This window comes from Paraburkholderia domus, assembly GCF_905220705.1.
Lineage (GTDB): Bacteria > Pseudomonadota > Gammaproteobacteria > Burkholderiales > Burkholderiaceae > Paraburkholderia > Paraburkholderia domus.
The window spans coordinates 299745-322117 of the sequence record NZ_CAJNAT010000004.1 but is presented as its reverse complement, the minus strand read 5'-3'; the positions used below and the strand labels follow the sequence as shown (position 1 = coordinate 322117).

Sequence of the window (22373 nt, the reverse complement as noted above, 5' to 3'; positions counted from 1 at the left end):
GGATATCAGCTGCAATACATTTTGGTCGTGGTGGATTTGCTGCCGCTTTTGCTGGTGCTTTGGCTCGAATCTACTGGCGTGTCGGTGCCACCGAACGTGCCCGGCTGACCGCCCACCGTCGTGGGTTCCGCGGACGATGAACTGCTGGCGCCGGCTGTCGTTGTGGGAGGCGTGGAGGTCGTGGTGACGGCCGATGTCGACGTCACAGTCTGAACAACGGCATTCGATACTGGCGTCACCGCTTGCGTAACCACGGACGCCACCGTTTGTGAAGAATCAGGATCAGAAGTCGCCGGAGTCGTAGGGGTTGCTGAAGTCGCGGGGCTCGTAGGTGTCACGGACGTCACAGGCGTCACAGGCGTCACAGGCGTCACAGGTATCACCGGTGTTATAGGTGTTATCGGCGGCACCACAACCGGCACTGGCACGCGCGTGCCGGTGGCGTCGGAAAGGCTGACACCCGCCGCATACGTCACGACACCGTTGACCGTTGTAAGCGTGATCAATCCCGGCGCGGATGTCGCGACGTTCGCATTGACCGATAGGTTGTTGGCGGCGACCGCGTTGATATTCCCTCCAGCGGACGAAAGCGCGCCATTGAGGGTGAGATTGCCGGTCGAGGCACCGGTGCTGGCGACCGACAGATCGATGCCGCCTGTCGCATTGACGCCCACCGCACCGACGGTCATCGCGCCCGTGTTGCTTATGCTGACGTTGCCTCCAGCGTTAGTGATGCGGTTGACATTCACCGCGCTGGTATCGGAAGTGTCGAGGTGATTGACGATCGAGATGTCGCCAGCGGTGGTGTTGCTGGCGGAAAGTCCAGCGATCTGATTGCCGGCAAGCGTCAGTGTCGTGCCGTTGGCTGACGCGGTGCTCAACTGTTGCGTGACGTGCAGTGGCGAGTCCTGCTGGGATATTGCCCCGCTTGCCGCGGTCAGCGTCAGGTTGCGCGCGGTGATATCGCCCACTGTCAGGTCGCCCGTGCTTTGCGTCACAGACATATCGCCGCTGGTCGAGATCGAGCCGCCGTTTTGCGAAAAGCTGCCGGCGATATTGAGCTGGGAACCACTGCCCGTGCCGACGATGCTTCCCCCGCTGGTCAATGACAACGAAGCCAGGTTGGCAACGCCTGTATAACCGAGAACGCCGCCGCCGACAGCGACGCTGCCGTTGCCGTTGAGGTTGGTCACATTAAGCGTGCCGCCAGACAGGTACAGATTGGAGCCCGCACCGAACGTGATGCTGTTGACCGTATCGACACCGTCGTAGACGCCATGCGCGAGGCGTCCACCCGCAGTCACGATGACGTTGTCGATGGCCGTCGGGAAGTAACCGGTTGACCAGAAATAGGTGCCGCCCCACACACTGTCGCCCGTGCCCGTATAAGTGATGGTCTCCGATCCCGCCATGGCAAGCGACAAGCCCGGCCCCGAGCTGTTGTAAACCGGCTTGATCATCTGCAGGGCGCCGTTGCTGTCGATCACGTTGCCGAGGACATGACGGAATACACCGGGCGCGGTACTGCTGACCGGGCCTGAAAGTACCGCGAAGCTTGTCTCCGACGCCGGGACATAACCGCCCAGCAAATTCGTTTGCAGGGTCCCATTGAGCGAGAGCGACGACGCGGAATAGTTCAGCGTGTCGTAGCTGCTGGCACTGGCGACGTCGATCAGCAGCGTGCCGGTGGAGCTCTGGCTATAGCCACCATTGATCGACAGCGAACCTATCGCGCCGTCGCCACCAGGGGAGATCGTGCCATTGTTGAGCAGGACGCCCGTGCCGGACGCCACCGAAATCGTGCCGTTACCGGACAGATGTCCGCCCGTGTCGTTGGTGAACGTGCCGACACTCAGGGTGGCATTGTCCAGCGCGAGGTTGCCGGTATTGGTGAGTTGTTCGCCGACAAGCGAAGTGCCGGACGTCATCGACAGGGTGCCCTGGTTGCTGACATTGCTGACCGATCCCGTCATGTTGGTAAACGTGGCCGTTCCAGTATTGAGAAACGAACCGGCGTTCATGCTGGAATTGTTCAGCGACAACGTACCGCCGTTGGTCAGTGCGTAGAGACTGAGGTGGGCGGAAGCATTGGCGTTCAGCGTTCCTCCGGCCAGCAGCGTCAGGTTGCCGGCGGACAGGCCGCCGCCGTGGCTGAGGTCGATCGAGCCGCCGCTCCCCAGCACCATATTGCCGTTGCCGGATGCGCTCGCGCCGTCGCTGACGGTCAGCGCGCCCCCGTTGAGGCCGAGGGTGGCGTTGCTGACGGTCACCGTATGGGTGCCGCTTCCGATGCCGTTGACGTTGGTGTTGAGATTCAGCGCAAGCGTGTTCGAGGTGCTGGTGACATCGGCGTTGATGTTGATGTTGCCGTCGGCATTCAGGGTCAGGGATGCCGCCGTGCCGCTGGTTTTGTTGATGGCGGCGCTAACGGTGATGTCACCGCCGGTGGTTCCGCCATCGGCGCCGGTGGCAAGGATGACGCTGGCGCCGCTGTTGAGCATGCCCGACACCGTGCCGGCACTGATGGTGGAGCCCGAACCCGTAGAGGTGATCACGTTCTCCGAGGTGCTCGCGTTATTGGAGCTTCCCGCCACCACTTCGAGAGAATACGGATCAATGAACCACTTACCGCCCGCGCCGACCGTCGGCAGCTTCACCACGTCCAGCGACTGCTTGCCCGATGTCTCGACATAGCCGCCTGGTCCCGCATAGCCGGTCGCCGAGATAGTGCCGCCAAGATACGCGATCTTGTCCGAAACCAACGTGACATTGCCGCCCTGGATCGCACCGTCGGCCGTAATGCTCGAGCTTGCCGTCGTGGCCAGGTTTTGCGAGGCGCGCAGGAAGATCCGTCCGCCTCGATTCACCACACTGCTGGCGTTGATGGCGCCGCTGTTGTTGATCAGGCCCGCAGCCGCGCCGATGCTGCCCGCTTCCGCTGCGATGGTGCCGAGGTTGGTCACGTTGCCGCTGGTGCCAGTCACGTTGACCGTCACACCCGGCGTGCCGGTGTCGACTAGCTGCACCGTCTGTCCGGCTGCCAGCAGCACCTCACCGTTCGGGCTGGTGATCACGCCGCTGTTCTTCACGTCGGCGCCGATCAGGTAGACGCTGCCGCCGCTGGCCGTCTTGATGACGCCCTGATTCTCGACACGGCCCGCAACGTCGCCGGCATTGAACGTCAGTCGTCCCGCCAGAAAGTCGCTGTCGCGGATGTTGAGCGTGCTGGCGATGAACCGCGATACGTCGACCACGCCGGACGGGCCGACCAGGATGCCGTTCTGATTGATCAGCGCAACCGTGCCGTTCGACTTGAGCAGGCCGTAAATCTGGGACGGGTCCGAGCCGGTCACTCGCGCCAGGAAAGACGATGCCGCTCCCGGCTGGTTGATGTTGACTGCCGCGTTGGCGCCGATGCTGAACGTACCGAAGCTCGCAATCGCCGAACCGCTGCTTTGGTTGATGTTGAGCGTATTGCCGTTTTGCGTGATCGTGGCGGCGCCATACGTCACCGTGCCGCCAGTCGGCAGTGCATTGGCCGCGGGCGCTGCCGCCACGGACGGAATATTCCACGTCACGAAAATGGCCGCAGCAGCAATCGCCGACATGCGCAACGGCGAGACGGTCTTTGGGCGCAAGGAACGCGGCCGATTCGATTGATCTCGACTTGTCATATCAGAAGCCTATGCTCGCGGCGACATCGGCGTGGAAGTCCCCGCTCTTCTCGGTGAGTGAATTGCCGGCGGCGCCGACTCGCGCGACGTCTAGCCTGATGTTGACGTTGCGGCCCAGGACGTAACGCGCGCCGAGGCCAAGGCTCGATACGTTCAGGTTCGCCGGAAGGCCGCTGCTGCCGACGTTACTGTTGTGGCCATACCCGAAGTCGAAGAAAGCCAGCAGGCGCAGGTTGCCTTTGCTGACAAGTTGCGGCGTGTAGATCTCGGCATTGACGAACACGCCGCTATCGGCGACTACCGCGCGCTCGGTGAAGCCGCGCACAGCGTATATGCCAACCAGGCCGAACTGTTCCGACGACACCAACGGGTTTCTCGCGGCTTGCGCGGAGCTGGCGACACGCCACTGCCAGTCATTGCCGAAACTCCTGAGGATCGATGCGTCAGCGTGCAGGATCATGAAGCCGTCGACCGTATCGCGGCTGCCGGGCGTCAGGTACGAATAGTGATCGGTGCGGCCGTCGGTGTTGGTGTATTCCGTGCCGGTCGCCACGTTGCGCGAGATGCCGATGTCGTAATCGATGCTTTGCCCGACGCCAAGCGTCTGGCTGCTATACGTCAGGCTGAGCGGCATCGTTGCGTAGGGCACGCAGGACGCGACGGGCGGCGTCGGTCCCGCAGTGCTGATCCCGACGCCATTGACGTTGCAGGTCGAATCGATTTTCTTGTAGTCGACGCCGAATATGAGCTTGCTGGTGGTCTCGCCACGGCGGGTGAAGAAGTGGTTCCAGCGGAAACCGTAGATGTCGCCCTTGCCGGTGAAGCCGAGCAGGCCGCCGAGCGTCGGCGACGCGCTTGGCGTGTTGATGTCGGACTTGCCGTAGAAGAAATCAAGGCTATCGCCGAGGCTGTACAGCGGAATCCGATAGCCGACGGAATAGACGTTAACCCTCACGCCGCTCGGGCTGTCGGGGGATGTCGTGTACGCCAGCGTGCCGACCTGATCGCGGTTGAACAGATTGGCGTCCTGAATAGCGACGCCGGTGCGCCAGCGGCCGGTGGAGGTCGCGCCGGTGTTATCGACCGTCGCGAAGATATGCAACGGATTCTCGTCCACCACTTTGACTTCGGCGTCGACCGTGCCGGGTTCGTTGCCGCTCTCCAGCGTCACACCGACCTGCTTGGCCGGGTTGTCGTTGCTCAGTTGCACCGCCTCGGAGATTGCGCGCAGGTTCGGCGACTGGCCGCTCTGGAGTCGCGGCAGCCCGGCGAGGACATTCTTTTCGCTGAAGTGCTTATTGCCGGTGACGGTGATCTTGCCGATCCGGTTTTCGGTCACCTGGATCCTGACGACGCCGCTGGTCAGCTCCTGCTCGGGCACATAGACCTGCACTGCCGTGTAACCCGCTTTGCGGTAGGCATTTTCCAGCGCCTCGAGCGCGTGCTGGATATCGCCATAGACGCGGTGTGGTCCGCTCATCGGTTGCAACAGGCGTTGCACCTCGTCGGCCGGCAGCAGGCTGTTCCCCTCCACATCGAAGCGCGCGATAGTGAAGCCGTCGTCGGCAAATGCACTTGCGGCTGCAGCTATCAATGCCATCCCCGACAGGCATTGAATCAGACGTCGCTTCATTATTCTTTCTGTCCGTCTCTTTTCCGGACGATAACCGGATGCCAGTCGTTTCATGGCAACCATCGTCTCGAACTGTTATAGGAGCCCCCCTTTCCGGCGCGTTCGCTACGTACCGTCCTTGCTATGCGTTGCTGCTGCATTCTCGTAACGCTCGCTCACCCTTGTTATCGGCAATGTACAGCGCTACTTGATAGCGAATGACCCAAATAAACTACGTCTGATTCAGAAGGTGTCGCCAGTGGTAGCTCATGGCGATGAGGCAATTTCGGGGTGGAATTCATTCCCGCGTGCGCGGCGCTGCCGAACTTGTCAGGAGTGTGAAAGAAATTGCGACGCCGTCTTTGTGATCAAGCGCTCACGTCGACGGCGGCCGGGTATAGGCGACTGCGTGCTCGCCCGCACGCGCAATATCGAGGGTCTCCTGGTGGAACTGCGCAAGCGGCTTGCGGTGCGTGACACTGACAATCGCCCCTTTCGGCAATCGTTCGGTCAGCAGTCGATACAGATGCGCTTCGTTCTCAGTGTCGAGCGCACTCGTGGCTTCGTCGAGAAACACGTAGTCAGGCTTATGCATCAGCACGCGTGCAACCGCTAGCCGCTGCTGCTCTCCCGGAGAAAGAATGCGCCACCATTGGTGAGATTCGTGCAACCGGTCAACATAGCCTTCGAGCCGGCACACACGCAGCGCCTCGCAACATTCCTCGTCGCTGAAGTCGGTGGCCGCTGCGGGGTAAGTGAGCCCCGCCTTCAAGGTGCCAACCGGCAGGTAGCTCTGCTGCGGGATGAACATCATGCGCGCGTTCACAGGGGCGTCGATGGACCCTTCTCCGAACGGCCAGAGGCCAGCCAGCGCGCGCAATAGCGTGCTCTTGCCCGATCCGGACGGCCCGCGCACGAGCCATCGCGAACCGGGTTTGACGACGATATCTCGCACGCTCGTGAGCGTCTCGCCGTTGGGCAGCGCAAGCGTGAGCTTGTGCGTGCTGAGCTGGCTCTCGTCGACGTAGTGCAGATTGATGCCGCCATGCTCGGTTGCGGGCGACACGGACTCCTTCAGATGAGGGTGCTGCATGACGCGTTTGAACTCGCGCAGACGGTTGACCGTTGCGCGCCATTGGACGAGCGTGTCGTAATTGTTGATGAACCACGAAAGCGATTCGCTAACCGAACCGAAGGCGTCGGCGATTTGCATCAGCGTGCCGAAACTAAGCAATCCTGCGAAATAACGGGGCGATGCCACGACGATCGGAAAGATGTCGGCGATCTGACCGTAGAAATTGAGCACGAAGCTGTAGCGCCGCGTGTACTTCATCACGCGCCACCAGTTTTCACGAATCCGGCCGAACAGGTCCTGGGCGGTCGATTCCTCGGTCCGCATACCGTCGTAGAACGCAATCTGCTCGGCGTTTTCGCGCAGCCGGATCAGGCCGAACCGGAAATCCGCCTCGACGCGCTGCAACTGGTAGTTGATCGACACAAGCGGATGACCGACCTTGTTTGTCAGGAGTGAGCCGGCAATCGCATAGACGATGGCTGCCCAGAGCATGTAGCCAGGAATCTGGACGGGCGTGCCGCCAATCATGACTGCCAGCGCGCCCGCCGTGCTCCATAGGACTGTCGAGAACCAGATGAGTGTTTCGAGCGTCGACAGCAGGTCGAGTGTGAGCGAAAGTGTGGTGTTGGCAAATGACTCGAGGTCGACGGCGATCCGCTGGTCAGGGTTGTCGGTGAGGCGGTCGCGCTCGATGCGATAGAAGGTGCCGTCGCCCAGCCACTCCTGCATATAGCGCGTGGTCAGCCACTGGCGCCATCGGAAGCCAAGCATCTGGCGCAGATAGCGGTTATAGACGGAGATCCCGACGAACGCGAACGCGAGCGCGCTGAAAAACAGCATCAGTTGCGGGAATTCGCGGACGTTCCTGCCTTCCAGCGCGTTGTAGAAATCGCGGTTCCACGTGTTCAAGCGGGCGTTGATGCCGACCAGAAGGAGGTCCATGACGATGATCGTGATCAGCAGGCCCCACGCGGTTCTGCGTTCTTCGGAAACCCAGTACGGTCTGATCAGGCTCCAGGCTGTGACACGGTCTGCTTGCCCGGATGCAGGGGCGGAAGATAGGTTGCTCATGAGCGCCCCTTAACGCGCAGTGAATGCGGACCAAGTGCACGGAGTAATTATCCGATTCGCGCACGTACGGCTGTCTTGCGGCAGCGTATGCGAGCCAGTCGTCACAGACGCAAAGTCGCCGATGCCTGACGAACTGCCTGACGCGTCATGACGGTTGACCTTGTCCAGAACCGCCGGGTGCTGTCGCAGGCGCAGTCAGGTCCTCGTCTGAAGGCGCGTATGCCGCCCCCTTGCCAGTTGGCAAGCCGTCTGATTCTTTAATTTCAACCCGCAGACTCCCTTGGTTGTTCCAATACGCCCAGGTGGCATCGTTGGCAAAACAGTACAGGTAACCCGAATACGGAGCCTTGATCTCCACCTCTCTACCAATTCTGAAGTAGAAGGGTTGAGGTGGCACCGCCGCCTCGCCCGGTTGCCCTGGATAGGAGATTGCACCGCAGAGTTCGAACCAGTTCGCCCCCCTGACCCGCTTGGGCCACGCAAACAGACGTTGCGCCCAGTTACCTGGCGTGCCCTCCGCGCCCGATGCGCTGTCCCCATCCAGCCACGTTTGGCCCTCAGGCACCTTGAACCGGTAGCGCACGCCCTCCTTCATGAAAATACCTGTCCAATTCCACAACGGGCTGGCGAAAACCCGCACCTGGACCGCGGCCGCAGGGTCTATATTCGGTCGATAGGGCGCCTGAAAGATGGGCGGACTAGCCTGCCGTGCCAATGCCAGATCCGATATCGATTCAGAACACCTTCGTGAACTCTTCACGAGATACGGAAAGGATCGAGGACGAAATCCGATTTTCCTGTAGAAGCCAGTGAGTGAGTTGTGGAGGACGCCATGTACCGCAGACGGCGACAACGGGCCCGCATTGGCTATCTGGTTCAACATTTCTGATTCGAACACCGCACCGTATTGCGCGGCCTCGCCAATCATCCACTTGAGTGTGGCATCAGAAAGCCCGGTCTCCTTGTAGCCGCCCCCAACGTCAGCGTGCACGCCAGGAAACCACACTTGCGTCACGCGTGCCGGGTCGCAGCCATCCTCGTCCGTCCACAACGTTGGCAAAAAGTTGTTCCGCTGCTCGTCGATTGCAAGGCCGTGTGCCGCACGTTCAACTTCTGGCGAAAGCGTCGTGTCATGAAATTCGAAGCGCTGTCTCCCGAGGCCGAACAAGTTCACAATTTCGGGGATTCCGAGCGCACCCACCGTCTCCCACACCCCCAGAAAGCGAACGGGAGGCGGTTTGCCATTCTCAATGCGGAACCGTTCCTGCCGGATGAGGTTTTCCGGTACTTTTGGGTCAAGCCGGTACAGGTTCCATGCCTGCTTTACCAGCGCCCAGGTTGCCTCGTGAGGAAGTCCGCAATGATGAAGCATGCCCACCAGGCTTCGAGCCGTGAACGCCCCACGAGAGAAGCCAATCACAAAGATTTCAGAATCTTCTTCGTAGTGGTCGGACAGCCACTTGTACGCGGTTCGAATGTCTCGCGAGAGGCCTAATCCTATCGCGCCATCTATGAGGCGGCGAAGCCAGCCTTCGTTAGCGCCAACGCCGGCGTGATAGTACCGGAGCTGCTCGACGCCATCGTCGCCGTGCTCACTCAACGCGTTGAAAAAACGAACGACATTGGTTGGAACGGGCACCCCCTGAAACTCGTCGCTATCCGAGTTCCATGTGCCGTCACAGCAAACGAAAAGTCTCTTCATGTTTGCAGGTTCTACCTCATATTTCGACGCGCGAGCCCAGTTCGATCACGCGGTTTGAGTTCAGCTTGAAATAGGCCGCGGGGTTGCCGATATTGTGCGCCATCACGCTGAACACGCGTTCGCGCCACACCGGCATGCCCTTGCCGCCCGTCGCCACCACGGTGGCATGACTGAGGAAATAGGACACCTGCGCCGGATCGACCACCAGGCCCTTCGGCTCGCAGTCACGCAGCGCTTGTGGCAGGCTGGCCACGTCCTTGAAGCCGTAGGTCACGACGATGCTGTGGCAGTTGTGGCCCAGCGGCGTGATCGCCACGCGTTGCTCGCGCGGCACATAGGGCACATCCCGGTTGGTCACGTGCACGAACAGCACACGCTCATGCAGCACGTGGTTGTGCGCCAGGTTGTTGACCAGCGCGTGCGGCACGGTGTTGGGGTCGATGGTCAGGAACGCGGCAGTGCCGGGCACGCGTATCGTTTCCTTCGCGAACAGGCTGTCCAGGTATTTGGCCAGCGGCAGCGCGCCGGCATGGACGCTGGCCTCTTCGACCATCAGCTCACGGCCGCGGTGCCAGGTCGACATGATGGTGAACATGATCGCGCCCAACAGCAGCGGGAACCATCCGCCATCCACGAACTTGAGCAGGTTGGCCGCGAAGAACGTGAAGTCGATGATGAAGAAGAAGCCGGTGGCCAGCACGCACAGCCACCAGTTGTAGTGCCAGGCGTAGCGCACCACGTAGAACGTCAGGAAGGTGGTGATCATCATGGTGCCCGTCACCGCGATGCCGTAGGCCGACCCCAGCGCCGTCGAGGAACCGAAGCCCAGCACCGCCGCCACCACCGCGATCAGCAGCAGCCAGTTGATGGCGGGCACGTAAATCTGGCCGACCTCGCGTTCGGAGGTATAGACGATGCCCATGCGCGGCATGAAGCCCAGTTGCATGGCCTGCTTGGTCATGGAAAACGCGCCGCTGATCACCGCCTGCGACGCGATCACTGTCGCCACTGTAGCCAGCACCACCATCGGGAACAGCGCCACCGACGGGAAGAGGTGGAAGAAGGGGTTGTCCACGGTCTTGGGGTCCGACAACAGCAGCGCGCCCTGGCCCAGGTAGTTGAGCGCCAGCGCGGGTAGCACGAGTGCGAACCACGACAGGCGGATCGGCGGCGCGCCGAAGTGACCCATATCGGCATACAGCGCCTCGGCGCCGGTCAGCGCCAGCACCACCGCACCGAGCGAGACAAAGGCCCCCCAGCCGTTACGAATCAGGAATTCGAGGCCCACGAACGGGTCGAACGCGGCCAGGATGCCCGGCGCGCGACCGATGTTGAACAGCCCGACCACCGCAATCACGCCGAACCATACCACCATCACCGGCCCGAACACCGCACCGATGCCCGCCGTGCCGTGCCGCTGCGCCAGGAACAAGCCGATCAGCACGACCAGCGCGATCGTCACCACGAAGGGCTTGAGCTGCGGCTCCGCTACTTGCAGCCCTTCAACCGCGCTGAGCACCGAGATGGCGGGCGTGATGACGCCGTCACCGTAAAACAGCGCCGCACCGAACACACCGGCGAGCAGCAGCCCGTTGCGCAGGCGGGGCCGGTCCATCACCGAACTTGAGGCCAGCGCCAGCAGCGCCATGATGCCGCCCTCGCCGTGGTTGTGGGCGCGCATGATCAGCGTCACGTATTTCAACGACACCACGATGATCAGCGACCAGATGATGAGCGACACGACGCCCAGCACATTGAGGCGGTTGAGCACCAGCCCGTGACCCGAGTCGAATACCGTGCTCATGGTGTAGAGCGGACTGGTGCCGATGTCGCCGAACACGATGCCGATGGCGGCCAGCGCCAGCTTGGGCATCGACGCGTGGCTGGTTTCCTGGGCGCCCACTTGCGGGCCTGAAGACGATTCCATGACTGGCTCCTTCTCAGTGGGCGGGGCCCCTGCGCCAGCGAACGGTGCGCCGCCCGCCCGCAAGCGCCGGGCGGCCGTCTGCTTATGCTGGTTTTCCCGCAATGGGCTGATCAGCGGCCAGCCCACGGCGACAGCGTACAGAAGAAAGGGCGCGAGCGCTCCTGGTACGGAAACGGATAGGCGGGGAATGAGGCCGTTCATCGCCGAGATTCATCGTCAGCACCGCTTCGCCTCAGCTTGCTTCCGGTTCTTCGTCCATGATCAGCAGAAACAGCGTCGCCTGAGACGAGATATCCAGCTTCTTGTAAAGATTGCGCCGGTGAACCTTAGCAGTGGCAGGTGACACGCCGAGTAGCCTTGCCATATTTTTTGTCGAATGACCGGCAAGAATCATCAGCGCAATTTCAATTTCGCGGTTGGTCAGCGACGCATTGGAGCGCTTGCGCAACGCCTGTTCGAAGTGAAGGCGCCGGTCGCCTCCTGCGGCCGCACTCACCGGCGGGGGTAGCGCAGCGGTCTGTGCGGACAGCGCATGGCACATCAACGGGAGTAACCATGCGCCGTAAAGACAGAGGGTCCCGATTTCAGTCGAGCTAAAGCGGCGTTCACTGCCCATCGACACAGACAGCGTTCCGCCGGCGGGCAGCGGGGCCAACAACTGCACCTCATCTTCCAGCACGTTCACCGAGAAATAACGGCGAAAATATTCGGTCTCCCGGAAGTGGTCGGGCGCCACTTCGTCGAGGCAATACACGCCCGGGCTGATCGCGCCCAGGCTGAATTGATAGAAAGGGTCCAGCAAGTAGACGCTGTTCAAATACCCTTTGAACAGTTCGTCCTGCGGCGTGCGCGCCTGGATCTCCGCAATCAACTGGGGTTTCCCGTTGGGCCAGAAGATCACCACCACCCAGTTGTCAAAGTGGACCACTTTGCGCAACAGGTCGATCAGCGCATGCCAGAACTGTTTGTCGTCGAGTTTTTCGACCAGGCGTCCAAGCCGCTGATGAAATGCAACGTCCGCTACTTCAAGCTGCATGTCAGTTTCCCCCACTACCCCTAAGAGGGTAGGTCGCACGATCGTTCTAGCCCTTCGGCCTGATTTTCACCTGCCTCTCCCCACCCTACCATCTCAGTACCCCGACGCATGCGCGACGGCAGGCTTGCTCGCAGCAAGCAACACAGGAGAAAAGTATGGGTATCAGAGACATCGGCGTTCGAGTCGGCCACGGCACGCCCGGTCCATTTAACAGCATCACCGACGTGCAAGGCGTAAGAGTCGGTCATCGTACCCTGGTCGAAAACCGCGCAGAAGGTTCGATTCGAACCGGCGTGACGATCATCGAGCCGCGCGCCGGCATCGCACGGTTCGATCCATGTTTTGCCGGCTGTCATGTGCTCAACGGAAACGGCGATGCCACCGGCCTGGAATGGATCCGCGAAGCCGGCTTGCTAACCACGCCGATTGCCTACACCAACACGCACAGCGTCGGCGTGGTTCGTGATGCACTGGTCGCCGCCGAACGCGCGTGGGTCGGCAATAGCCAGTACTGGTGCATGCCGGTAGTGCTGGAAACCTTCGATGGGGTGCTGAACGACATCTGGGGGCAGCATGTCACTGCGGCGCATGTCCACGAAGCGCAGGCCCAGGCCTCCAGTGGACCGGTGGCCGAGGGGTCGGTTGGCGGCGGTACCGGCATGATTTGTCACGAATTCAAAGGCGGCATCGGAACCGCCTCGCGCAGACTCGCACCAGAGGACGGCGGCTGGACCGTCGGCGCGCTGGTCCAGGCTAACTACGGCCGTCGCGACGCACTGCGTGTGGCGGGCTACCCGGTTGGCGAGGTGCTGCGGAATCTGCCGTCGCCATTCGACCGGCGTCAGACGGGCGTCCCCGGAATGGGATCGATCGTGGTGACGCTTGCGACCGACGCGCCGCTTCTTCCGCATCAGTGCGAGCAGATTGCACGACGCGCGAGCATCGGATTGGCCCGTGTGGGGGGCGGCACCGAATATTCCAGTGGCGACATCTTCATCGCCTTCTCGGTCGGCAACCGCGGCATACCGCCGGCGAACTACGGTAAAGCGATCGAACCTGTCATCAGCGTGCGCAGCGTCAGTCAGGATTTCATCTCTCCGCTATTCGTCGCGGCTGCCGAAGCGGTCGAAGAGGCCATTCTCAACGCCCTTGTTGCTGCTGACGATATGGATGGCCAAGGCGTTCATGTTCCCGCGCTCGGTGCAGCCCGACTGCTGACAGCACTGGAGCAGGTTGGCTGGCGCCGCGAAGCAGATCACGCCACCTGCCCGTCCGCTGACTGACGCTTCTTTCCCTTGCATGAGTTCCTTCATTAAAACCGAAAGGTCACTATGACATCCCGACATCTCATCACTGTCGTCACTGGACTCCTCGCAACAGCGGGGATGCTGGCTATAACGACAAACCATGCTAAAGCCGAAGAACTGAACGTCTACAACTGGTCGGACAATATCGCCGACGACACCGTGTCAGGCTTCGAAAAGGAAACCGGCATTCACACGCGCTACGACGTCTATGACGGCGACGACACCTTGCAGGCAAAGTTGCTAAGCGGGTCATCGGGCTATGACGTGGTAGTGCCATCGTCGAGCTATGCCGGCAAGCAGATTGAAGCGGGCGTCTATCGGAAACTCGACAAGAGCAAGATTCCGAACCTGGCTAACTTGGACCCGGTGCTCATGAAGATGCTGGCATCAGCCGATCCGGGCAATCAATACACCGTGCCATGGTCATGGGGAACGGACGGCATCGGCTACAACGTCACGAAAGTGACGCAGATATTAGGCAAGGATGCACCCTACGATAGCTGGGATCTGCTGTTCGATCAGCAATACGTATCGAAGCTGAAAACCTGCGGTGTTTCCGTGCTCGACTCCCCAGAAGACGCATTTTCGGTTGGGCTGATCTACCTGCATAAGGATCCCAATAGCACCAACCCCGCCGATTATCAGGCCGTGTACAAGCTGTTCAAAACGATTCGCCCGTACATCACCCAGTTCAATTCTTCCGGCTACATCAACGACCTGGCCAATAACGATGTCTGCATCGCGCTCGCGTGGTCGGGCGACGTCGGGATCGCGAAGCGGCGTGCCGAAGAGGCTCACCGCTCCTACGAGATTCGCTACGTCATTCCAAAAGGCGATGGCGTGCTGTGGTTCGATCTGATGGGTGTGCCCAAAGACGCGCCTCACCCGGAAGCGGCGATGCAATGGATTAATTACATCCTTCAGCCTAAGGTTAGCGCGGCGATCACCAATCAGGTTTTCTATCCCAACGCTAACGCTGCTGCACGTACTTTCGTGAAGCCGGCCATCCTCGACAATGAAGCGGTCTACCCCCGCGGTGAAAAGATGAAATCGCTCACACTGTCATTGCCGTTGCCGGCCGATATCCTGCGCCTTGAAAACAGGCTGTGGACACAACTCAAGTCCGGGCGGTAACGGCGAAACTGATCGGCACATCGCGCCAGCGTTGAACAATGAGCCGGGTGGCAGTCCGCTTGCAACTTCCGCTTTGTGGACGGAAGCGGTCAGCGGCTGCCATCGCCTGGATTCTAGTGTTCACCTAAATTGTTCCAGTTTGCGCCTCACGGACCTCGCGAACCAGCGTCTCAACCAGTTCCGCCGCCGGCATCGCGCGCGAAAGCCGCACGGCCTGCCCTGCCCATTGAGCAGCATAGGCGGCGCTCCCCTGCACTTTCGCGGCCGCATGCAGCGCCTTGCCGGCGTCATAAGCAATGGGATAGTCAGGCAGCGCGGGGCGCCCTGGATCGTCACCCAGCTCACTTAAGCGGTTTTTGATGCCGCGCGCCGCACGTCCAGAAATCGCGCTGATGAACGTCGTGCGGCTATCGGGACTCAGCAGTGCGGCCCGATACGCTGCGTCGGCAGCCGATTCGGGCGATGCGACGAATGCAGTGCCGAGTTGCACTGCCTGCGCGCCCAGCGCCAACGCAGCCGCGATGCCCGCGCCATCCATGATGCCGCCAGCCGCGATCACCGGCAGCGGAATCTCGCGAACGAACCGCCGCACAAGCGCCATCGTGCCAAGCAATTCGTCCGGCGCCGACGGGTCGAAATTGCCCCGATGACCACCTGCCTCGGCACCCTGCGCAACGACGCCGTCCAGTCCTGCTGCATGGATCTGAGCGGCTTCGTCAAGGCTGGTGGCACTCGCCAGCAACATGATCCCGGCTTCGCGCAACGCCGCGATTTTTGCGGCCGACGGCAAGCCGAAGTGAAAGCTGACCACGGCCGGACGCTCGTCGATCAACATCGCGAGCATCGCGTCGTCTTCGACAAAACTCGTATAGATCTCGCTCAGCGCCGTGGGTGGTTTAGCACCGAAGCGCGCGAAGTGCGGCGCCAGATAGTCGAGCCAACGCGCCTCCCGAATGGGATCGGCAACGGCCGGCGCATGGACGAACACATTGACGTTAAACGGCTTGCTGGTCAACGCGCGTAGTTCGTGGATCGCCGCCCGCGCGCTTTGCGCGTTCATCGCACCGACACCGAGCGAGCCCAATGCGCCCGCGTTCGATACCGCCGCAGCGAGGGCCGGCGTACCCACACCCGCCATCGGCGCCTGGATGATCGGCAAGGCGACGCCCAAGCGGGCGAGCAGATTTGGAGAGTCTTTCATGTCCTTAGCCCCATGAAAATCGCGACGCGCTCAGCGTTGCCGTGCGCGAATGTCGGTGGTCGATTCGCCCCCCCAGCCCCAATTGTCCGTATCGATTTCCTCAATCACGACAAAAGTGGCCGCGGGATCCTTGTGCAATACGCGCACAACGAGATCGGTGGCGCCCTTGATCAACTCGGCCTTCTGCTCGCGCGTGACGCCTTCACGCGTCACCTGAATATTGATGTAGGGCATGCTGCACTCCTTTCAGTTGTCCCAAGTTCGACGGGGGTTACCACCGGCGGGCACCGCAGGCAGTCGCGATGTCTGTCCAGCTCTCATGCAACTGACTATACTTATGCCACTCACGTTGATAAATGCGCCCATGTCGAATTCATTTGATACATCACGTAATGAATAGCCCGCGAATCATCGAACGAACCAACAAGCGCCAGTTCGACGACGTGATGCTCGGCAGCATCGAACTGTTCTGTCTCGCGGCGGAACTGGAGAGCTTTACGGACGCCGCCACCGCTGCCGGCGTCACGCCCGCGGCGGTGAGCCGTTCGGTGTCGCGGCTCGAGGAGCGCATGGAGGTGCGGCTCTTCGTCAGAACCACGCGCCGTATCCGGCTGACCGACGCGGGCAGGACGTACTACGAGCGATGCCGCGAGGCGCTCGGACAACTCGTCGACGCCGAGCGCGAAGCGACCGGCCAGCAGTCCGAGGCGGCCGGCGTGTTGCGCATCAGCATGCCGACTCCCTATGCGCACTATCGCGTGCTGCCCATCCTGCCGGCCTTCCGCGAACGGCATCCGCAGGTGCGGGTCGAGGTGCACATCAGCAATCGCAACATCGACTTCGCCGAGGAAGGCTTCGATCTGGCCATTCGCGGAAGCGCGCCGGGCGAATCGAATCTGATCGCCCGCAAGCTCGAAGACGCGGAACTGGTTGTGGTGGCCAGCCGCGCTTACCTGTCGCGAGCCGGAATGCCAGCGTCGCTGGACGACCTCGCGCGCCACGATTGCATCCAGTTCGACCTGCCAAGCAGTGGCCGCAAGATTCCCTGGCTGTTCAAACACGGAGCGGATGTGCGGGAGCTTTACACCGACGGCGGCTATTCGAGCGCGGGCGATGTGCTCGGCGGCGTGACCTTGGCGCGCAGCGGCGCAGGGCTGTTCCAGACGTATCGTTTTGTGGTTGAACAGGACCTGGCGAGAGGCGGTCTGGTGGAAGTGTTGCCGGAGCTCGGCGGCGCCTCGCGGCCGTTCGTGCTGCTGTACCCGCACAAACGCCATCTGTCGTTGCGGGTGCGACGCTTCGTCGACTTTCTCGTCGAGACGCTCGGCTCCGCTCCACGCGATGAGTTCGCCTCGTCCCTCCCTGGCGCCTGAACGACAATGGATCGAATCGACGCGATGAAGGTGTTCGTCGCCGCCCTCGACGAGGGCAGCCTTGCCGCGGCAGGCCGGCGGCTCGGCCGTTCGCCTGCCGCCGTGAGCCGCGCCATTGCATTTCTCGAAGCACATGTCGGTATGGCGCTACTGCACCGCACAACCCGCACGATCAAGCTGAGCGAAGCCGGCGAACGCTACGCCGCCTCGTGCCGGCAAATCCTGACCGATCTCGACGAAGCTGATCTGACGATTGCCGGCGAACGGGCGGCGCCGCGCGGCACACTGACACTAACGGCGCCTGTGGCCGCCGGTCAGGACTTTCTGCGTCCGCTGCTCGACGAATTCGTGGATCTGTATCCGGATGTCACCGCACGTCTCTACCTGCTCGACCGCCCCGCCAACCTGATCGACGAAGGAATCGACGTCGCGCTGCGCATTGCCCACCTGGCCGACTCGACGCTGATCGCGATGCCAGTCGGCGAAGTACGCCGGGTGATTGCCGCCGCGCCGTGCTATCTCGCCAACCATCCGCGTCTCAAGGAACCCGCCGATCTCGCCCACCACCGGATCATTTCGATGACGCATTTCGGCGTCGATTCATGGAGTTTTCCGTCGTCGAATAATTCGGCCGCGCCGCAAACGGTGCATTTCACGCCACGGCTGATCGTCAACAGCGTGCAAGGCGCGGTGGCCTCCGCCGTTGACGGGTACGGCGTCACGCGGCTGTTTTCGTATCACGTCGCCGAACAGGTCCGCGAAGCTTCATTGAAGATCGTGCTGACCGGCTATGAGCAGGCGCCGCTCCCCGTTCACCTGCTTACGCCGCAAGGCCGTCTCGCGGTACCGAAAGTCCGGGCCTTCGTCGACTTCGCGATTCCGCGTCTGCGCGCCCATTTCAGCGCCCTCAAAGCGATTACCGACGCGGATTAAACCGCAACGCGGAAGAATGTCTGCCGAGCGGCGGCGATTCTCTCGCCGCGCGTTCATATCTAAACTGGTTTCCATCGGTGACGGCTACGGCCAAATCTGGCTGCGGCGCCAAACGTATGGAGCAGGCAATGGACTCGGAACGGAAAGTGGTGCTCATCGCCGGCGCGCGGATGCGTGCCGAATCGCAGGGGGCGTTATGAATCAGCCAGCCAATGTGGCGCCCCATGGGGTTGGGTTCATGAACGCCACCAGTTACGCCACACGAAATACCCTCTACTGGCGCCGCAATCTTTTCATTTGCGTGTTCGGCTCATTTACCACGCTCGTCAGTCTGAGCATGTTGCTGCCATTTCTGCCGCTCTATGTGCAGCAACTCGGTGTGACTTCGCAGGCCGCGATCGTGCAGTGGTCAGGCGTGGCGTTCGGCGCCACCTTTCTCGGCACGGCCGTCACGGCGCCGCTCTGGGGGCGTCTCGCCGATCGTTATGGACGCAAGCCCATGCTCGTGAGAGCAGCGGTCGGCATGGCGATTGTGATGTCCTTGATCGGCATGGCGCACAACGTGACCGAGTTGGTCGTGTTGCGACTGCTGGCCGGATTGATCGGTGGATATGCATCGGCGTCGATTGTCATGATCGGCACCCAGGCGCCGCGCGAGCGTGCGGGGTGGGCGCTCGGCATCCTGTCGACCGGCTCGCTGGCCGGCAGTCTCGCGGGTCCGCTGGTCGGTGGACTGCTGCCCTCGTTGATCAGCATTCGCAGTACCTTCTTCGCCGGCGGTGCCATGATCGCGGTCGCCGCGTTGCTGACGGTCCTGTTCGTACGGGAAGATTTTCACCCCGAGTCCGATACCAAAGCACGTGCTTCAACCAGCGGCACGGCGCCGAAGCTGGCCAACCGCACCGTGATGATCGCGCTGTTGCTCACCGCAATGATGGTGCTGCTCGCCAACATGTCGATCGAGCCGATCATCACCGTGTATATCGCGCACCTCAATGTGCCGACCGACCACCTGGCCCGCACCGCCGGCATCGTGATGGCGTGCTCGGCGTTCGGCAGCATGCTGACTGCGGCGCGGCTTGGCGCACTCGCGGACCGGATCGGCAGTTGGAACGTGATTATCGGTTGCCTCGTGTTGACCGGACTCGTCATGGTGCCGCAAGCGTTCGTCACACAGTGGTGGCAACTGGCGCTCCTGCGTGGGTTGATGGGCATGACGCTGGCTGGCCTGCTGCCGTCGATTGCGAAACTGGTCCGGCATGCGGCCAGTGAACACCAGTCGGGAACGATGCTCGGATATCTTCAGTCGGCGCAATTCGCCGGTCAGGTTATCGGACCGTTGCTCGGTGGATTGATCGGCGTCCATCTCGGTCTGCACGCTGTGTTCTTCGTCACCGGCTCGTTGTTGATGGCGTGTGCCGTGCTCGGCCTGGTTGTGCGCAATCGGCCAATGCAAGCTTGATGGTTTTCGACTAGCGAAGCGTCGGCGCCCTCGCGACACGATGAGGATAGCGCCGGCGCCACAGCTATATTGACGTCGATCTCTTACCCGTACCTGCACCGTTGTAATCTAGCTGACGCCCTTCAACAAAAGCCTGGCTTCCAGGCCGCCATCGGGCCGGTTGTGCAACGACAGGGCCGCGTCCATCGCCAAAGCAAGCTGCCGCGCAATCGCGAGGCCCAGCCCCGTACCGCCCGTTCCCCGATTGCGCGATCCTTCCAGCCGATAAAACGGTTCAAACACCGCTTCCAGCGACTCAGCCGGAATACCCGGCCCGCGATCCAGCACTGAGACGGTTATGTACCCGTCCCGCGAGGCAACCTTGATCTCGGCCGTCCCACCGAACTTCAGCGCGTTGTCGACGAGATTGCCGACGATCCGGCGCAACGCCTGAGGACGCGTCACCAGTGCAGTGTCGATTCGACCATGCAGCGAAACGTCCTTGCCCGCATCGACATAGTCGAACACGAGGCTGTCGAACAGCGCATCCGGATCGATGCGCAGCGGCGCCTCACTAGCACCGTGCATGGTGCGCGCGTACGTGACGCCTTCCTTGACCATCGTTTCCATTTCCTGCAGGTCCTGCTGCAGCTTGGCTCCCTGTGGGCTGTCGTCCATCACGTCCACGCGCAAACGCATGCGGGTGATCGGCGTTTGCAGGTCGTGCGAAATCGCCGCGAGGATCTGCAAGCGCTCGGTCATGTACAACCTGATGCGGTCCTGCATGGCGTTGAACGCCCGCGCCGCGCGCGCCACTTCGTCCGGTCCGTCCTCGGGCAGACGCTCTGCCTTCAGGTCAGGGCCCAGCGTATCGGCCGCTCGCGCCAACTGGCTCAGTGGACGCGTCGCCAGCCGTACGGCTACCCAGCAGCATGCGGCCAGCACCACCAACTGCAGCACCAGCAACCATGACAACCATGGCGACAGCGGCGCGCCCGGCATGGGGCGGTAGTCGATCGTCAGCGGTGTGCCGTCACTCAACTGCAGATGGACCTGCAGGCGGTCCGGGTCGCCAGGGACAGCATTGGCCGTTAGCGGATAGCGCTTGCCGATGCCGTCTGCGATAGATTGAGCCACCCTCGCCGAGAGCGTCGCATCCGGAGGCGCGCCGGCAACGCCGGGTCCCAGACTAAAGGTATAGGTGCGCCTTGCCAGCCTGGGCAGCCATTCCGCGCGCTCGTTAGCGGGCAAGTGATCGAGCAGCGCGACGGAGCTGGTGACCTCGCGTGCGATGTAACCCATCATCACGTTCGTCATCGTCTGGTCCCGTTCCGTCATGGTGAGCCAGACCGACAGCGTCTGCACCAGCGCAAGACTGACAAAGAGAATCAGGGCGAGCCGCGCGAACAGCGTGCGCGGCCAATGCAGTAATGCATTCAGCTTCATGGACTGCCTTCGATCATGATCACGGCCGCCGAAAATACATAGCCTTCGCTGCGCAGCGTCTTGATGTAACGCGGCTCGCGCGCAACATCCTGCAGGCGCTGCCGCAAACGGCTGACCAGCAGATCGATCGAGCGGTCGAACGGATCGGCCTGGCGGCCCTGGGTCAGATTGAGCAATTGATCCCGCGTGAGCACGCGCTGCGGATGATCGAGGAATACGCGCAGCAAGCGGTACTCCGCGCCGCTCAAGGCCACCATGGTGCCCTCGGCGTCGAGCAGATGGCGCGCGGTGGTATCGAGGCGCCAGTCGCCGAAGCCGATCATCGGCGCGGTCTCCGTCACCTGCATGCCGGGCGGCAGCATCCGGGCGCGGCGCAACACGGAGCGGATGCGCGCCAGCAGTTCGCGCACCGCAAACGGTTTGGACAGGTAGTCGTCGGCGCCCATCTCCAGCCCGACAATGCGATCCGCCTCTTCGCTGCGGGCGGTCAGCATCAATACTGGCACCGTGCGGAACTTGCCGGCACGCAGCTCCCGGCACAGCACGAGACCGTCTTCGCCGGGCAGCATCAGGTCAAGCACGATCAGATCGGGCGCACCCTGCTCGAGGACAGTACGCATCTGGCGGCCGTTGGCGGCCAGCGAAACGCGCATGCCGTTCTTCTCGAGATAGGTGGCAAGCAATTCACGGATACCCCGATCGTCGTCGACGATCAGCACGTGGTCGGTGTTTTCCATCAATGGATCAATCCCTTCGACGATTGACTCGCACCCGGTTCACGTTGACCAGCGAACAGTGCACGGGATGCGCCAGTTCCGCTGCCAATCCGCCTGCCAGGAAGGCGAGAATCGCCATGAACCGTCTCATGCGTCCTCCACGACGGACAGGCTGGCGCCATTGGCAACACTGGCCTCCAGCGTATACGGGTCGACGCCCTCCAGGCAACCGATGTTGACGCGCCAGAGCTGCGGATCTTTACGCGTCTGGTGGAACGGATAAATGCCGCAATGCTTGCAGAAGTAGTGCTTCGCCGTGCGCGTATTGAACTGATAGAGCGTCAGCGCTTCTTCACCTTGCAGGATCTTCAGTTCGCCAGCGGCGAACGGCGGCGTCATCAGCGCGCCCTTGCGCCGGCACAGGCTGCAATTGCACCGCGCGGCAGGGACCACCTCGGTACGGACTTCAAATTTCACGGTCCCGCAATGACAGGATCCTTGCAGCAGCTCGGTATTCATGTGGCGCTCCGAAGTAGGAATGGCTGCTTTATAGCCCAGTACGCGCGACGCTTTGTATCGCAATGTATCTGGGCGCTCGCCTGACACAAAACATTGCACCCGGCCGCCCCGGCGACACAAGCCAGATACGAACGGGCGTTCAAATGCAGTCATGCCAACCACTTGAATGCCCGACACGACGTCCGGATCTTCCCTTTCATTAAAGG

General features: G+C 61.8%; 16 protein-coding genes. 5 read left to right on the top strand and 11 right to left on the bottom strand.

Annotated features, from left to right (window positions below; all coding sequences use genetic code 11):
* Positions 1-5: 5 nt before the first annotated feature.
* From KHO31_RS11660 to KHO31_RS11635, 6 genes are all read right to left on the bottom strand, one after another.
* Positions 6-3638, bottom strand: a complete 3633-nt coding sequence (locus KHO31_RS11660; protein ID WP_201139151.1) for a beta strand repeat-containing protein — start codon at positions 3636-3638, stop codon at positions 6-8.
* Between the two features lie 37 nt (positions 3639-3675).
* Positions 3676-5307: a ShlB/FhaC/HecB family hemolysin secretion/activation protein gene (locus KHO31_RS11655; RefSeq protein WP_236061348.1), complete on the bottom strand. Its 1632-nt coding sequence runs from the start codon at positions 5305-5307 to the stop codon at positions 3676-3678.
* A 355-nt stretch (positions 5308-5662) separates the two neighbouring features.
* Entirely contained in the window at positions 5663-7432 is a 1770-nt protein-coding gene (locus tag KHO31_RS11650) for an ABC transporter ATP-binding protein/permease (RefSeq protein ID WP_201074736.1), read from the bottom strand.
* Positions 7433-7577: 145 nt separating this feature from the next.
* Entirely contained in the window at positions 7578-9134 is a 1557-nt protein-coding gene (locus tag KHO31_RS11645; protein ID WP_201074735.1) for a DUF2235 domain-containing protein, read from the bottom strand.
* A 16-nt stretch (positions 9135-9150) separates the two neighbouring features.
* Positions 9151-11061, bottom strand: a complete 1911-nt coding sequence (locus KHO31_RS11640; RefSeq protein WP_236071195.1) for a potassium transporter Kup — start codon at positions 11059-11061, stop codon at positions 9151-9153.
* Positions 11062-11293: 232 nt separating this feature from the next.
* Positions 11294-12097 (bottom strand): helix-turn-helix transcriptional regulator, encoded by an 804-nt coding sequence (locus tag KHO31_RS11635; protein WP_201074734.1) that lies wholly within the window; start codon positions 12095-12097, stop codon positions 11294-11296.
* Positions 12098-12252: 155 nt separating this feature from the next.
* Between KHO31_RS11635 and KHO31_RS11630 the strand changes: the two genes are divergently transcribed.
* Positions 12253-13380, top strand: coding sequence for a DmpA family aminopeptidase (locus KHO31_RS11630; protein ID WP_201074733.1), 1128 nt, complete (start codon positions 12253-12255; stop codon positions 13378-13380).
* Positions 13381-13428: 48 nt separating this feature from the next.
* Positions 13429-14538: a polyamine ABC transporter substrate-binding protein gene (locus KHO31_RS11625; RefSeq protein WP_201074732.1), complete on the top strand. Its 1110-nt coding sequence runs from the start codon at positions 13429-13431 to the stop codon at positions 14536-14538.
* 124 nt (positions 14539-14662) lie between these two features.
* Here KHO31_RS11625 and KHO31_RS11620 read toward each other — a convergent pair whose 3' ends face one another.
* Positions 14663-15739: an NAD(P)H-dependent flavin oxidoreductase gene (locus KHO31_RS11620; protein WP_201108062.1), complete on the bottom strand. Its 1077-nt coding sequence runs from the start codon at positions 15737-15739 to the stop codon at positions 14663-14665.
* Positions 15740-15769: 30 nt separating this feature from the next.
* Positions 15770-15973, bottom strand: coding sequence for a tautomerase family protein (locus KHO31_RS11615; protein ID WP_172164264.1), 204 nt, complete (start codon positions 15971-15973; stop codon positions 15770-15772).
* A gap of 158 nt (positions 15974-16131) precedes the next feature.
* Between KHO31_RS11615 and KHO31_RS11610 the strand changes: the two genes are divergently transcribed.
* The 3 genes from KHO31_RS11610 (at position 16132) to KHO31_RS11600 (ending at position 19507) form a co-directional block, all read left to right on the top strand.
* A complete protein-coding gene (locus tag KHO31_RS11610) occupies positions 16132-17112 on the top strand; it encodes a LysR family transcriptional regulator (protein ID WP_201085587.1) in 981 nt (326 codons plus the stop codon).
* A gap of 6 nt (positions 17113-17118) precedes the next feature.
* Positions 17119-18045 carry a LysR family transcriptional regulator gene (locus tag KHO31_RS11605; RefSeq protein WP_201074727.1) on the top strand — a complete coding sequence of 309 codons (927 nt, stop codon included), beginning with the start codon at positions 17119-17121 and terminating at the stop codon, positions 18043-18045.
* Between the two features lie 196 nt (positions 18046-18241).
* The gene (locus KHO31_RS11600; RefSeq protein ID WP_201085588.1) at positions 18242-19507 is read left to right on the top strand and encodes an MFS transporter; all 1266 of its coding nucleotides are present in this window, start codon (positions 18242-18244) and stop codon (positions 19505-19507) included.
* A 108-nt stretch (positions 19508-19615) separates the two neighbouring features.
* Here KHO31_RS11600 and KHO31_RS11595 read toward each other — a convergent pair whose 3' ends face one another.
* From KHO31_RS11595 to KHO31_RS11585, 3 genes are all read right to left on the bottom strand, one after another.
* Entirely contained in the window at positions 19616-20932 is a 1317-nt protein-coding gene (locus KHO31_RS11595) for a sensor histidine kinase (RefSeq protein ID WP_201074724.1), read from the bottom strand.
* Complete coding sequence (locus tag KHO31_RS11590; protein ID WP_201074722.1) at positions 20929-21669, bottom strand: response regulator; 741 nt, start codon at positions 21667-21669, stop codon at positions 20929-20931. The genes KHO31_RS11595 and KHO31_RS11590 overlap by 4 nt, the downstream gene beginning before the upstream one ends.
* Before the next feature lie 126 nt (positions 21670-21795).
* Entirely contained in the window at positions 21796-22167 is a 372-nt protein-coding gene (locus KHO31_RS11585) for a GFA family protein (protein WP_201074820.1), read from the bottom strand.
* Positions 22168-22373: the final 206 nt, after the last annotated feature.